The sequence below is a fragment of the Paenibacillus sp. GM2FR genome, from assembly GCF_002803325.1.
In the GTDB taxonomy this organism is placed as follows: domain Bacteria; phylum Bacillota; class Bacilli; order Paenibacillales; family Paenibacillaceae; genus Paenibacillus_AQ; species Paenibacillus_AQ lautus.
Map to the genome: position 1 here is coordinate 361767 of NZ_MKZM01000010.1, position 14314 is coordinate 376080.

Below are 14314 nucleotides of genomic sequence, written 5' to 3' on the forward strand. Positions count from 1 at the left end.
TTGGGATTGGATTACACTGCCATCATATATACGGTATGTTGTTTTGTACATAGTCAGGAAATCCCACGATGTTACGCGCGGTTGACACTGAAGGGAACCTCCAGCGCGACCAAGCGGGTTGAGATGTGACGATAGGCAGGGGATTTGCTGTGGAATCACCAAGGATACCGTCGAAGTTCGAATACCGGCATTCGCAGCATCCTCCAACTTGATGACTAGTTTTTTAACGCAAAAACATTATAATGTTATTATGTTTTTAATTCTATCAATCTACTAATCTATGGAAAGGATGCCTCACTCCATTTTGTTCTGTTCATTTGCGTAATTTCATATATATTAGAGATTCATCATCTTATAGACGAAGAAGGGTTAACTGACATGAGTTTATTTGTTCGCGAAAAAGGGTTCTACAAAAGTTTTTTCTGGCTGACGCTTGTGATCGGGATGCAGAACCTGATATCGGTCGGCGTGAACTTGTCGGACAACGTCATGCTGGGAGGATACAGTGAATCGGCGCTATCAGGCGTTGCCCTCGCGAACCAGATCCAATTCCTGCTGCACATGCTGGTTTTGGGCGTATGCGAAGGATTGGTCATCATGTCGTCCAGATTTTGGGGAGCGAAGGATCTAGGCTCCATCAAAAAAAGCGGCAAGCATCGGCATGCGCATGGCCATTTTTCTCAGTATTGTGTTATGGGCAATCGTGTTCTTTTTCCCGCATGAGGTATTGTCCTTGTTTACGAAGGAAGAGAATGTCATAGCCGCCGGCGTGGACTATTTACGAATCATCTGTTTCTCTTATATCTTTTTTGCCGTCACCAATTCCTTGCTGGCTTCACTGCGAAGCGTGGAAACGGTAAAAATCGGCTTTGTGGTATCGTTATCGACCCTGATTATCAACATCTGCCTGAACTATATCCTCATCTACGGGTATTTGGGTTTTCCTGAACTTGGCGTGGCCGGATCGGCTATCGCTACCCTGACGGCCAGGATCATTGAATGCGTGATCGTCATCGTTTATATTAAGCGGTTTGATCGTAAAATCTTGCTGAAGATGCAGGATTTCCTGCAGTTCGATATGGAGCTCTTCAAACAATACATTCGTGTAGGCTCCCCGATCCTGCTGTCCAACACGATATGGGGGCTTGCCATGGCGGCACAAACCGCCATCCTGGGGCATATGGGAGAATCGGCGATTGCCGCCAACAGCATTGCCACAACGATTTTCCAGATGGTGACGGTCATCGTATACGCTTCGGCCAGCGCAACGGCTGTGCTGATTGGGAAGACCATCGGAGAAGGTTTGATGGACAAAATCATATCCTATGCCAAAACGCTGCAGATTCTGTATATCCTTCTCGGCTTGCTGACGGGCGCTGTGCTGTTTGTGATTAAGGATTTTGTGCTGGGCTTCTACTCCATATCCGATGAGGCGAAAACCCTCGCGCTGCATTTCATGACGGTGTTGTCGATCACCGTAGTCGGAACCGCTTATCAGATGCCGGCCTTGACGGGCATTGTGCGAAGCGGGGGAGACACCCGTTTTGTGCTCTACAACGATTTGATTTTTATGTGGCTGATCGTGCTGCCCTCATCGGCATTATGCGCGTTCGTGTTCCATTTATCACCGCTCGCCATATTCATTTGCTTGAAGTCCGATCAGATTCTGAAGTGTTTTGTGGCGATCGTAAAGGTCAACCGATTCAAATGGATACGATCCTTCAGCTCATGATGGATAGACGGTTGTCTTAAGGAAAATCGATAAAGTAAAAGGAACCCCGGGTCCACGGACCGACCGGAGTTCCTTTTTTAGAGATTACAGAATGTATAAGTTTTCAGCGACGCGTAAGCAATTCTTGTATTGGGGTATGGTATTGGGGCCCCCGCATCAATCCTCCAGCAGGTTTAATGACTGGGCTTTAACCAGAGCCTGCGTGCGGGTAGTCACGCCGAGCTTGCCATACAGTCTGGATAAATATACCCGGATCGTTCCTTCGGACAGGCCAAGTGCAGCGGCCATCTGTTTATTGGCGGCACCTTGCCGGATCAGACGCAGAAGATTCATTTCGTTCCGATTCAGTTGTTCCGGGAGAACAGGCGTGGATACCTTATCGGATGAAGGATCCGCTTGAGAATAATCAGGGAAATACTCCAACAGTATGCGTACATATTCAAGCAGTTGATGCTGCTCCGGCTTTAAGTCGATTGCTTGTCCTTGGTGGTTTGCGTACAGCCTCAGCAGTTGGTACATATCCTCTCCTTCGTCGAGGAAGGAACGGACATAACCGTTCTGTGCTCCTATACGCAATGCGTCGCCAAGGAGATGAAGGGACTGCTTTCGCTGACCACGCTGATATTCCATCAGCGCTTGCAGGCCTGTGATCTCTATGATGCTGGATCGCTGCTGTTCGCGCTCAGCCTGGGGTTTTAACAGCTCCAGGAGGTGAAGCGCCTCGGCTTCTCTGCGCTGTTTGCCTAATAGGCGAACGAGAACCAAATATTCGGTTTCCCGGCTATAGGTTGGTCTGTCCTTGACGGAAATGGGGAGGCCTGCAGCTTCCTTCCGGGCTTCGGATATACGCCCTTCCCGGATATAGAGCATGCACCGTATAGCCTTTAATGGAGCAAGCCATGAGATTGCTTTCCTGGCAAGGACAGCGGTCCACGCTTCATCCAGAGCATAATGGGCCAGATGAAACTTGCCCTCCGCAGCGTACAGCTTGGCATCGGTTATATGAAGCGGCACGAACAAACCCATCGTTTCTTTGGCGGGGGGCGCGTTTCGAATCTGCGCCAGCAGCTGACGGCATTCGGTAAGCCGGTTCCATTCATAATACCCCTCGCACAAGGACTGCTTGACATATAAATTCATGAGCGAATGCTCCCATCCATGGGATTCCAGCACACCGGTAAACAGATGTGCGATCCTCTCCGTATCGGCGGAAAGAGCTCCTTTCATGCCAAGCGGTGTACGTCTTACGTAAGGCTCCCGTCGGTTGTAATCAAACTGGTAGTATATCGGATTGTCGGGCAACAGGTTGTCGAGGATGCCTTCGCTGAAAGCGAACCATTTACCGAAGTCCCCGTTTAGAAAAACAAGATTGGAACGCACGAACAGGATGCTGCTTCGGAGCTGCTCCCGTCGATCCGATGCCGCGAGTGCGGCGCACGTTTCTTCAATCCGGGACAGCATGACCTCAGACCGCTCCAGATCCCCTGCCAGAACCACAATAAAGGCATGTGCTAATGACATTTCAAGTGTAATCGAAAATGGGGATGGAATGCGGTCAAACCATTCAAGCAAGGTAGCCATTTCCCCCCGTTCCAGCACGGTTTGCATATGCTGCTCCAGCAAGTTCACGGCACTCTCCATATCCTGTGCTGCAAACATATGGTTAATGGCCTCATCCATTGAACCGATGGAAATGTAATATTGCCCGGCAAGCCGATGACGCTTTATATATTCCCCGTTATATTCACGCAGCAGGAGGTCCAGCAGAAACTGCGAGAACAGATGATGATAGCGAAAGCAGGTGTGATGATCATCCAGTGGAACCAGAAACAGATTCAGCTTCAGCAGCTCCTCCAGCATCGGGCGGCTCTCGCTGAGATCGGTTACAGCATCGCACACCTGAGGATGAAGCTCGGATAGGACTGCGGTCTGCAGGAGAAAAGTGAGCACCTCGGAAGGTAACCTGCCGATCACCTCCTGAAACAGATATTTTGAGATCAAAAGTTGATTTCCCTTCATATCTTCGACGAATGGCTCCAGATCGTTGCCGGCTCGAAGGGAAAGCGAGGCAAGCTGGAGCCCGGTTATCCAGCCTTCCGTTTGATTAAGCAATGTATCCAGTTGCATCGGAGATAGACGGGGCTGGCTGCTGTCTGATTCATGCCGGAAAAAGCGCTCGGTTTCATCGGAGGTGAATTCCAGCTGCTTCATGCCGATATGGTTGACCTCATGGTTAACCATCCCTTTCATCGTGGGGAATGGAAGCTCGGTTCGGGATGAGATGAATAGATGAATATGCTCAGGGAGGTAATCAATCAAGTAGGATATTCCCTCATGGATTGCCTTATAGTGAATGCTGTGCAGGTCCTCGAGAATGAGATTGAGGGCTTCTCGCTCCTCGTATAATTCACTGATCAGCGTGTCCAAAAAGGTTTCAATCGAGGCGCTTGGCAGCAGATGCATATGGTTCATAAGCCGCTCTCCTTGCTGCCTGGGAAGAACCGAGGCCAGTGAGGCCGCAACGTATCGCCAAAAGCGGACGGGATCGTTATCCCGTTCATCCAGTGACACCCAAGCGCATCGTTCGTTGCTTTCATGAGCCCATTGGGCGAGCAGCGTCGATTTGCCGTATCCGGCAGGGGCAATAATGGCAGTCAATTGTCCATTGTGGCCTGCTGTCATCGCTTGAATAAGTCGATCCCGGTGAATGAGATGCTTTTTTAACCCGGGAAGGCTTATTTTCATTTTCAGAATAGGTGAATTGGTCAGTAATTTCATAGGTACCCTCGCAATATACGAACGTTATTTTTACGAAATTTGAGTCAAGATAACTAGATTATATGAAAAAAATGATGAAAAGTTAACGTTTGTCAATCGTTTCCCTTCTATTAATTTGATAGCATCTTTGGTACCGCGGTCCCGACCGGGAATGTGGTTGATCAGGCGCTGAAGAATAGGGAGGAGATTATGATCAAGCGTTCAGGGAAAATCCTGCTATGTATAGCTTTGCTGTTGATGCAGATGGATGGGGTATTCGGATACCGGCAAGCCTTCGCGGCCAACGCGGTTGCGCCGAAGCTTGTTGCCGGTTACTATCACACCGTTTCGCTCGTAAGCAGCGGTGAAGTTTACTCATGGGGGTACGGGGACAGGGGGCAGCTGGGTGATGGCACCTGGAATACCCGGACGACTCCGGTCATGGCGAAGAATTTGAACCATGTCATTGACATTCACTCCGGCGTCCGCAGCTCCATGGCGCTAAGGCAGGACGGAACGGTATGGACTTGGGGGGCAAACGAGAACGGACAGTTAGGAATTGGAACGATAACGAATGTGAACGCTCCCGTGCAAGTTTCGGGTTTAAGCGGGATCAAGGCCATCTCGGGCGGACTGGGCTATCACGGCATGGCGCTTTCCGAGAACGGCACCGTATGGACTTGGGGGAAAAATGACAACGGCGAGCTGGGCAATGGAACGACGACACAACAAAACGCTCCGGTTACGGTGACCGGTCTAAGCGATGTGAAGGCGATTGCGGCTGGGGGATACTACAGTCTTGCGCTGAAATCGGACGGTACCGTATGGGCCTGGGGCGTGAACGGAAGCGGGGAGCTTGGCGACGGGACGACGACGGACCGATACGTTCCGGTGCAGGTTGACGGGCTGACGGACGTCATTGCGATCGCTGCCGGGGGTTCCCACAGTTTGGCCGTTAAACAAGACGGTACCGTATGGGCCTGGGGAAGCAACACGTACGGCACGCTTGGGGACGGTACGAGAACGCACCGGACGAGACCGGTGCAGGTTCGAAACCTGCAGCATATCGTAGCCGTTGCGGGAGGAGGTTATCACAGCCTTGCAGTGGACCGGGCAGGAAATGTATGGAGCTGGGGGGATAACAGTCGAAAGCAGCTTGGCCTGAGTTCGAATGTCTCCAGCCTCATTCCGGTCCCTATACCAGGGATCGAGCATGTACGCGAGATTTCCGCCGGCGGCTTTCATAGTGTGGCCATGAAGAAGGATGGAACCGTCTGGGGATGGGGCTTGAATTCCGGAGGCCAGATCGGAGACGGCACATACAACAATACCAGGGATATTCCTACCCTGACGAAGGCCGTGCTGGATACCACGGCGCCGGATATCGGCAGCGGGATGCTGAATCCGTACAGCATCACGGCCGACTCGGTTGGATTGGAATGGCCCAGAGCCTCGGACAATATGACGGAGCAGCACGAGTTGCAATATCTGTTATATCTATCCGGCAGCCCGAACGTCGGGGATGTCAGTCAAATGGAGAGGAACGGAATGCCGGTCGGAAGCTACGCGGCGGATCAAACCGGACTTGTGGTCAACGGACTTACGGAAGGCACGGATTATTATTTTAACGTCATTGCCAAAGATGTCGTGGGCAGGAAAAGCGCATACCGCATGCTGAAGGTGACAACCAAATGGCCGCAAATCTACTCGTTAACCTATGACGGCAATGGACATACCGCAGGGAATGTTCCGGTAAGCAGCGGTTTGTTTGCCAGAGGCGACGAAACGGTTGTGGCGGGCAATACAGGCCAACTGGGCAAGGATGGATCTACCTTCGTCGGCTGGAATACGGAGGCCGACGGAAGCGGGATCGATTATCCGGCCGGCGGCAAGCTTACCTTCGGTACGCAGGATGTCACGCTGTATGCCAAATGGAACAAGAACCCGGCTCCGATCGAACTTACGGCGGTATCGTATATGCCGGCTCATCAATCTGTCGGCGTGGAAAGAGATGCGACCTTGCAGGTTGTCTTTAATGAAGACGTGACGGTTGTGTCCGGTAAATCGATTACGATTAGGCAAGCTTCGGATCAGCGCGTTGTGGAGAGCATCGATGCAGCCGATGCAGGTAAAGTAGCGGTACTCGGGAATACGGTGACCCTAGACCCGTCGACTGCCTTCGACTATGGAACGACCTATTATGTCGAGATCGAGTCCGGGGCTTTTACCGGTAACCATTCGGGCACCTATTTCACCGGAATTCAAGGAGCTGATACCTGGAGCTTTACGGTCAGGGAACCTGCTGCCCCGGCGTATGACGCCACCTTGCAAGCATTGGGGCTGAATTCACCTGGAGGGGAAGTCGGTCTGAGCCCTGAATTCAATAGATATCACTACGATTACAAGGCACAGGTAGCCAACGAAAATGATCGCCTCACGGTGACTGCCCAGGTGTATGACGCCCGTGTGCAGGTAACGGTCAGCGTGTACGGGGAAGCCGGGGATTTGGAAGTGGGGCCGATCGATATCCTCTCCGGCCAGGAGAGCCCGGAATTGCCGGTTTCCGTCGGCAACCATGTCATCGAGATCGTTGTGACAGCCCCGGATGGCCAGCACCTGAAATACAGATTGATGGTGACAAGAGCGTCATCAACCGGAGGTGGAACGCCTGAAGAACCAGGGGGAGGTTCGTCTCCTGGAGGTACTGGATCCGGCTCGGGATACGCTAATTCAGGTTCATCAGGCAGTGCGACGCCATCAGAGAATAGGGTGAATGTCAGAGTTACGCTAAACGATGAATCTCAGGAAGGGATGGTTACAGGCTTGTTCCATGAGACCGATGGACATACCGTCGTTTCGATGAAGCTGGATACGGCAAAACTGGAAGCCCGTTTAAAGACCGTGGACTACAATCCGGTCATCGTTATTGCGCTTGCACAGCCTGCAGATCATGTCTCCCTGGAAATAAACGGTGCTGCAATTGACCTTCTTGACGCTAAGCAGGGCACCATTGAAATCCGATCCGTTCTCGGTACCTACCATGTTCCTGCTGCCGTGATGGCGTCATCGCGCTGGCAGAAGTCGGGAAGTCTGGATCAGCCGATAGCGGCGGATCAAATGTCGGTGATACTGACGATGGCTGCCAGCGATGCAGTTAAGGTAAGGGCCGCTCAGCAGGCCGCGCTGCAATCGGGCATAACCCTTGTCGGTTTGCCAGTCGATTTTGAGATTACAGCTAAGGTTCATGACATATCCCTGCAATTAAATCCGTTTCCACAATATGTGGAGCACCGAATTTCTTGGCCACAGGGACTGTCTGCCCCAATGAATACAGCTGTTGGGTTGGATAAGAACGGAGTTTTCTATCATATACCGACGCGAATAGAGATGAAGAAGGATGGAAGCAGCGAGGCCGTTCTGCACCGTCTAGCTGCTGGAACCGTTGCTTTCATATCTCATCAAGCGAGCGCTGCCGATGTTTCGTTTCATTGGTCCAAGGATGCCGTGAACGATCTTGCTTCGCGAATGATCCTTAACGGAAACGGACTTGTCGACGCTGCGGCAGGCACAAGTACGAATCAGTCTGCGGCGCTTCATTTCGCGCCGAATGCTCAAGTGAACCGTGCGGAGTTTGCTGCCATGATCGTGAGGGCACTCGGTTTGCCTGAGGCGAAGGGCGAAATCCCTGCTTTTCAGGATGTCAGCGCAGGCGACTGGTATAGCGGCGTCATTGCACAAGCCGTGCAGTATGAGTTTCTTCAGGGATATGAGGACGGCTGTTTCCGTCCAGATCAAGGCATTACGCGTCAAGAGGCCATGGCGGTCATGGCGAGAGTGATGAAGCTGGCAGGAATAACGAGTGCCGTGAATGAGATGGAAGCAGCAACCGTCCTTTCCTCTTTCCGAGACCGTGAGGACTTGTCCGATTGGGCCAAACCGGCTGCGGCAGTCCTTGTGAAACAAGGAATTGCCCAAGGAACCGACGCGGGGCTTAAGCCGCTGCAAAAGCTGTCCCGAGGCGAGGCCGCCGTCATGCTGCAGCGGTTATTGAAGGCCGCAGAGCTGATCGATTGATACTAAACACAGATTGGCTGGGTTGATGGATGCAGGTTCGAGGAACCTTTCCATATGTTGCTTCATCTAAAAAGAGATGATACATGAAGGATGCCATTAGGCATCCTTTTTTGTAGGAGTGAAAGGATATAGGTTTGGAGAATTCCAAAAAATTGAAATAATGCGTTTTCATTCGGATTCATGTCGAAAGCGTTTGCTCAAATGTTGGCAAATTCCGAACATTATCGACATTTGGATAAGGTAATGTTCTGTGATATCTGCAGTTTTCCACCAAATTTTTGCTAAAAAACACATTAAACTACATAAAACGCTAAAATTTTTGTTTTGACATCTGCTTGTCTATACCATAGGATAATAGTATAAAAAAGTGCTCATCTAGGAGGATAAGGTCAGGAAATGAAAAAGACATGGTCAATTCTATTAACACTCGTATTATCCGTTGGATTGCTTGCAGGTTGCGGCAATGATGATAAGTCTACTGACAGTGGTGCAGCTAATGGCGGTTCGAATGGATCTCAAGATAAGAAACGCATTGCACTTGTTCTCCCTGAGAAGATCGGCGTGAATCCTTTCTTTGCATTGATGGACGAAGGATTGCAGAAGGCTGCTGCTGATTTCAATGTTGAAGTGAAAACAATTGAATCGACAGACCCGGCTTCGATTGAGCAAAACCTGCGTACGGCGGTTGCCGAAAAATATGATTTGATCATCACATCCACCTTCCAGATGGAAGATGCATTGAAGAAGGTTGCACCGGAGAATCCGGACGTGCCTTTTGCCATTATCGATACGGTCGTGGATTTGCCGAATGTCCGCAGCGTCGTATTCCGTGAACATGAAGCAGCTTACCTGCTTGGTGCAGCAGCTGGATTGGCTACGAAGACCAACAAGGTTGGCAACGTGGTTGCAGACGACATTCCGATTATGCATAAATATATGACCGGCTTTGCAGAAGGTGCAAAATCGGTAAACCCTAACGTTGAAATTTTCGTTAACTACGTCGGCGGTTTCACAGATCCGGCTAAAGCGAAGGAACTCGCACTCCTGCAGAACTCCAAAGGTGCCGATTTCGTTGCAGGCCTTTCCGCTGTTGGTGATTTGGGCGTATTCGAAGCCGCGAAAGAGAAAGGCTTCTACGCTTCAGGACAAGATACGGATAACACGGGCACGGATCCCGAGCACGTTGTGCTTGCACAATTGAAAGGGACAGACGCTGTTGTCTACGAAACGGTTAAAGACTTTGCAGAAGACAAATACTCATTCGATATTCGTGATTACGGTCTGAAAGAAGGCGGCGTGGGTCTTACCTACGTAACCCATGAGAGCAAAACACCGCTTAACCCATTTATTGGACAAGACATCGTAGATCAGCTTAAGGTGATTTCCGACGATATTATCGCCGGAAAGATTAAAGTAACGAACGCATTGGAACAAAATTAGTTCTCACCTGGACCGGCTGCACATGAGCAGTCGGTCTTTCATTCAGAAGCGAAAGGAAGGCAATGACTCGATGCTACTCCAGATGGACAATATTACGAAAAAGTATGGCGAGTTTAGCGCAAACCGCGGCATTGATTTTTCGCTGCGCGCGGGTGAGGTTCATGCGATTGTCGGGGAGAATGGTGCAGGCAAAACAACGCTGATGCGGATATTGTACGGGATGGAGCAGCCAACCTCGGGTACGATTCGGCTGAATGGCAAGGAAGTTTCGTTTGCAAGCCCGCTTGACGCGATTCAAGGCGGCATCGGTATGGTGCATCAGCACTTCATGCTGTTTCCTACGTTTACGATCGCTGAGAATATCGTAATCGGCAATGAGCCGGGATCAGGTGCCGGGTTTGACCGCAAGCAAGCCGTGAAGATCGTGGAAGGACTCTGCGAAAAATACGGCATGAAAGTGGACCCGCGCGCCACCGTTAGCAGCAGCGCCCCCGGCGTGCAGCAGCGGGTTGAAATACTGAAGGTGCTGTATCAGGGCGCCGAGATCATTATATTGGATGAGCCGACGGGCGTGTTGACGCCGCTTGAGGTTCAGGAGCTTCTGGATGCCATTAAACAGCTCTCCAAACAGGGAAAGAGCTTTATCCTGATCAGTCATAAGCTGAACGAGGTCCTTGACGTGGCCGATCGCATCACGGTGCTCCGTGACGGCGCCGTCACAGGCGTAGTCGAGAAGGGAAACACCGATGCCCATGAGCTTTCCCGTCTCATGGTCGGCCGTGAGCTCATGGAGCTAGATCGCAAGCCGATCACGCCGGGTGAGAAGGTGCTGGAAGTATCGGACGTTTCGATCCGCGGAACGAAAGGAAAGCCGGTTCTGGACGGCGTAAACCTGGAAGTGCGGGCAGGCGAGGTTGTCGGGATTGCCGGTATTTCAGGCAACGGGCAATCCGAACTGCTGCAGGTGATCTCCGGTCTGGCTCAGCCGGACAGCGGCCGGATTGCCGTTTCGGGCAAGGACGTAACCGGCATGTCGACACGGGAAATACGGGAGCACGGATTAGCCCATATTCCGGAGGATCGCTATGTATGGGGTGCTAATCGAACGGCAACCGTGATGGACACCGGGCTTATGGGGCACCACCGTCGCTTGCAGAAGGGCGGCTTCCTTAATCTGAAGGACATTCGTTCGCTGGTTTCCGGATGGGTTCAGAAGTTCTCGATCAAGACCGGATCTCTGGAGACCAGCACGCAATATCTATCCGGCGGCAATCTGCAGAAGCTGATCGTCGCACGGGAACTGGAGCAGGGAACCCCGTTCCTGATCGCTGCCGAACCGACGCGGGGCGTCGACATCGGGGCCATGGAGACGATCCATGGCGAGCTGCTCAAGCGGCGTGAAGAGGGGACGGGAATTCTGCTGGTATCGTCGGAATTAACAGAAATTTTGAAGCTGTCCGACCGGGTTCTGGTTATGTTTGAAGGCCGGATCGCGGGCGAGCTGTCGGCGAAGGAAGCGACAGAAGAGAAGTTGGGACTGCTGATGGCGGGAGGAGCCTTGTAATGAATAAATGGACAAAATTTACGCTTCCGCTGCTCCAGCCGATTGCCGCCATCATTGTTGGGCTGCTTGCCGGAGCCATCGCGATCATGATTGCCGGCGGCGATATCCTGCAGACTTACGCGGAGATGTGGAAGGGTGCCTTCGGCGGCATGTATTTCTTTACGAATACGCTGTCCCGGGCGACCCCGATCATTCTGATCGGTCTGGGCGCGGCGTTTGCTTTTCGGGCAGGTTTCTTTAACCTTGGCGCCGAAGGTCAGATGGTGTTTGGCGCGCTTGCTGCCGCATTGGTCGGATTGTATATGCCGGGCCCCGGCTGGCTGGTGTGCATCGCTGCCATCCTTGCGGGTGTGATTGCGGGCGGATTATGGTCGGTGATGGCCGGATATTTTGATGCCCGGTTCCGGGTGAACCTGCTGATCTCCACGCTGCTGCTGAACTATGTGGCCGTATTGTTTGCGGGCTATCTGGTCGCCTATCCACTGAAGGACCGCTCGGGCTCCGCTGCGATGGCGCAATCCGAAATGCTGGATAACAGCGTCTGGCTGCCGAAGCTGATCTCCGGCATGCCGCTGCATGTAGGCTTTGTGCTCGCGGTGCTGGCCGCGTTGATTATATTCGTGCTGTTGAAGCGCTCCGTGATCGGTTACGAGGTACGGATGCTTGGCGGCAATCCGCTGTTTGCCCTGTTTGGCGGCGTTAAGCGCGGTCCGATGATGCTTGGCGCGATGTTCTTCAGCGGGGGCTTGGCCGGACTTGGCGGGGCCGTTGAAATTCTGGGCTCCCAGTATCGTTATATCGATGGTGCATTATCTACGGCCGACTATGCCTGGACGGGCATTATGGCTGCATTGTTGGCAGGATCGCATCCGATCGGCACGCTGGTTGCATCGATCTTTTTGGCCGCGCTGCAGACAGGCGGTATGGGCGTGGAGCGGAATACGGAAGTGCCGCTTGAGGTAGGAGCGATCATCCAATCCGTGCTGATTCTGTTTATTTCCGCCCGATTCACATACAGCTTCCTGAAGCGCAGAAAGGGGAACAAATCCGATGGAACAGCTGTTTGATCTTGCTCTAATCAACTCGGCCCTCCGCGTGCTCACTCCGATCTTGCTTGCGGCCCTCGGCGGTGCCCTGTGTTCGCGCGTCGGATTGTTCAACGTCGGTTTGGAAGGCTTTATGCTGCTGGGCGCTTTTTCCGCCGTGGTGGGGAACCACTTCTTCGGCAACGTCTTTTATGCGATTTTGTTCGCGATTGCAATTGTTTCGATTTTCTCTTTTATCTTTGCGTATCTCAGCATTAATCTGCAGGCCAACGTCATTGTGGTCGGTATCGCGATGAATGCGTTGGCGGCCGGATTGACCACGTTTAGCTTACGGGCTATTTTTGATGTAAAAGGTGCATTTTATGACAATACGATGGTCGGGCTGCCAAAATGGAACATTCCGATTATCGAGGATATTCCGGTGATCGGTCCGATACTGGCCGGCCTGACGCCGCTTGTCTATCTGTCGTTTTTGATTGCGGGCCTCATGTGGTATTATTTCTATCGCACGAAGAATGGCTTCCGGTTCCTGGCTGCCGGCGAGAATCCACTCGCTGCCAAAAGCGTGGGCATCCGTGTGAGACGGTACCAGTATGGAGCCGTGCTGGCGAGCGGCGTGTTATGTGCGCTTGCTGGCGCGCAGCTGTCGCTTGGACAGGTGACGATGTTTACGGAAGGCATGACGGCTGGACGCGGCTTTATCGCGCTCGTAGCGACGATGCTGGGTCAATCGGGTCCGCTAGGGGTGACGGCGGCAAGCCTGCTGTTTGGCTTTATGGATGCGCTCAGCATCCGGTTCCAGGGGCTGGCGCTGCCTACGCATTTCACGCAGATGCTGCCTTATGTCGTCACGATTCTGGCGATGTTCTTCTTTAAGGATAAAAGCTTCCAGCAGGACGCGCTGAAGCAGGGCACAAGCTCCAGATAGGCGCGTATGCCGCGCCGCGACAACCTGTGATGTGATTGAAGTCATCCAGACGATAAGCGGATGCGAAAGCCGACAAAGCGTAAAGGAGATGAACTTGGTGCACAAAAAAGCAGAACGATTGAAAAAAATGAAGCCGGTGGCGGTGGGCAACCTGACCGAGGAGCAGCGTGCCAAGCTGCCGCCGGGGCAGACGCTGACCGAGAAATTCCCGATTTTGCACGAAGGGGAGGTTCCTCATTACGACATGTCGGAATGGACCCTCAAGGTATTCGGCGAAGTCGAAGAAGAACGGACGTTTACCTATGAAGATCTTATGGCGATGCCAACGGTAACCGTGAACACTGACATTCACTGCGTCACCCGCTGGTCCAAGTTCGATACGGTATGGGAGGGAATCCTGTTCCGGGATTTCATAGCGGAGCTGGGGATCAAGCCGGATGCCAAGTATGTCATGTTTCATGCCGATCCCGATTATGACACGAATGTACCCATCGAGGATCTGCTTAAGGACGATGTGCTGCTGGCCTATCGCTTTAACGGCGAGCCGCTGACGGACAAGCATGGCTGGCCGCTGCGCACGGTTGTGCCGCACCGCTATTTCTGGAAGAGCGCCAAGTGGCTGCGCGGCATCGAGTTTATGAAGGAAGACCGCCCGGGCTTCTGGGAACGCAACGGCTTCCACAATGAAGCGGACCCGTTCAAGGAAGAGCGGTTTAGCGGCGAAGCCTTGGATATACCCGAAGACGAATGGACACGTAAGGAGTTTGACTAAT

At 52.3% G+C, this 14314-nt stretch carries 9 protein-coding genes; 8 read left to right on the forward strand and 1 reads right to left on the reverse strand.

The window, feature by feature from the left end:
• Nucleotides 1–378 precede the first annotated feature (378 nt).
• Both PAEVO_RS34725 and PAEVO_RS26730 read left to right on the forward strand, forming a co-directional pair.
• The gene (locus tag PAEVO_RS34725; protein ID WP_279300481.1) at nt 379–723 is read left to right on the forward strand and encodes an MATE family efflux transporter; all 345 of its coding nucleotides are present in this window, start codon (nt 379–381) and stop codon (nt 721–723) included.
• On the forward strand, nt 668–1732 hold the full coding sequence (locus PAEVO_RS26730) for an MATE family efflux transporter (RefSeq protein ID WP_279300482.1): 1065 nt from the start codon (nt 668–670) through the stop codon (nt 1730–1732). The genes PAEVO_RS34725 and PAEVO_RS26730 overlap by 56 nt, the downstream gene beginning before the upstream one ends.
• A 156-nt stretch (nt 1733–1888) precedes the next feature.
• Here the strand turns inward: PAEVO_RS26730 and PAEVO_RS26735 are convergent, their stop codons facing one another.
• Nucleotides 1889–4510 (reverse strand): winged helix-turn-helix domain-containing protein, encoded by a 2622-nt coding sequence (locus tag PAEVO_RS26735; protein ID WP_100540533.1) that lies wholly within the window; start codon nt 4508–4510, stop codon nt 1889–1891.
• Nucleotides 4511–4699: 189 nt separating this feature from the next.
• Between PAEVO_RS26735 and PAEVO_RS26740 the strand changes: the two genes are divergently transcribed.
• The 6 genes from PAEVO_RS26740 to PAEVO_RS26765 all read left to right on the forward strand — a co-directional run bounded on the left by PAEVO_RS26740 (nt 4700) and on the right by PAEVO_RS26765 (nt 14313).
• Nucleotides 4700–8563 (forward strand): RCC1 domain-containing protein, encoded by a 3864-nt coding sequence (locus PAEVO_RS26740; RefSeq protein ID WP_100540534.1) that lies wholly within the window; start codon nt 4700–4702, stop codon nt 8561–8563.
• A 396-nt stretch (nt 8564–8959) separates the two neighbouring features.
• The gene (locus tag PAEVO_RS26745) at nt 8960–10003 is read left to right on the forward strand and encodes a BMP family lipoprotein (protein ID WP_100540535.1); all 1044 of its coding nucleotides are present in this window, start codon (nt 8960–8962) and stop codon (nt 10001–10003) included.
• 70 nt (nt 10004–10073) lie between these two features.
• Nucleotides 10074–11567 carry an ABC transporter ATP-binding protein gene (locus PAEVO_RS26750; protein WP_100540536.1) on the forward strand — a complete coding sequence of 498 codons (1494 nt, stop codon included), beginning with the start codon at nt 10074–10076 and terminating at the stop codon, nt 11565–11567.
• On the forward strand, nt 11567–12634 hold the full coding sequence (locus tag PAEVO_RS26755) for an ABC transporter permease (protein ID WP_100540537.1): 1068 nt from the start codon (nt 11567–11569) through the stop codon (nt 12632–12634). Before PAEVO_RS26750 ends, PAEVO_RS26755 begins: the two co-directional genes overlap by 1 nt.
• Nucleotides 12618–13541, forward strand: a complete 924-nt coding sequence (locus tag PAEVO_RS26760; protein ID WP_100540538.1) for an ABC transporter permease — start codon at nt 12618–12620, stop codon at nt 13539–13541. Before PAEVO_RS26755 ends, PAEVO_RS26760 begins: the two co-directional genes overlap by 17 nt.
• A 97-nt stretch (nt 13542–13638) precedes the next feature.
• Nucleotides 13639–14313: a sulfite oxidase-like oxidoreductase gene (locus PAEVO_RS26765; protein ID WP_100540539.1), complete on the forward strand. Its 675-nt coding sequence runs from the start codon at nt 13639–13641 to the stop codon at nt 14311–14313.
• Nucleotide 14314: the final 1 nt, after the last annotated feature.

Excerpts from the sequence above, each read along its gene's own strand:
- PAEVO_RS34725 (WP_279300481.1), top strand. The coding sequence starts at position 379 with ATGAGTTTATTTGTTCGCGAAAAAGGGTTCTACAAAAGTTTTTTCTGG.
- PAEVO_RS26730 (WP_279300482.1), top strand. The coding sequence starts at position 668 with ATGGCCATTTTTCTCAGTATTGTGTTATGGGCAATCGTGTTCTTTTTC.
- PAEVO_RS26735 (WP_100540533.1), bottom strand. The coding sequence starts at position 4,510 with ATGAAATTACTGACCAATTCACCTATTCTGAAAATGAAAATAAGCCTT.
- PAEVO_RS26740 (WP_100540534.1), top strand. The coding sequence starts at position 4,700 with ATGATCAAGCGTTCAGGGAAAATCCTGCTATGTATAGCTTTGCTGTTG.
- PAEVO_RS26745 (WP_100540535.1), top strand. The coding sequence starts at position 8,960 with ATGAAAAAGACATGGTCAATTCTATTAACACTCGTATTATCCGTTGGA.
- PAEVO_RS26750 (WP_100540536.1), top strand. The coding sequence starts at position 10,074 with ATGCTACTCCAGATGGACAATATTACGAAAAAGTATGGCGAGTTTAGC.
- PAEVO_RS26755 (WP_100540537.1), top strand. The coding sequence starts at position 11,567 with ATGAATAAATGGACAAAATTTACGCTTCCGCTGCTCCAGCCGATTGCC.
- PAEVO_RS26760 (WP_100540538.1), top strand. The coding sequence starts at position 12,618 with ATGGAACAGCTGTTTGATCTTGCTCTAATCAACTCGGCCCTCCGCGTG.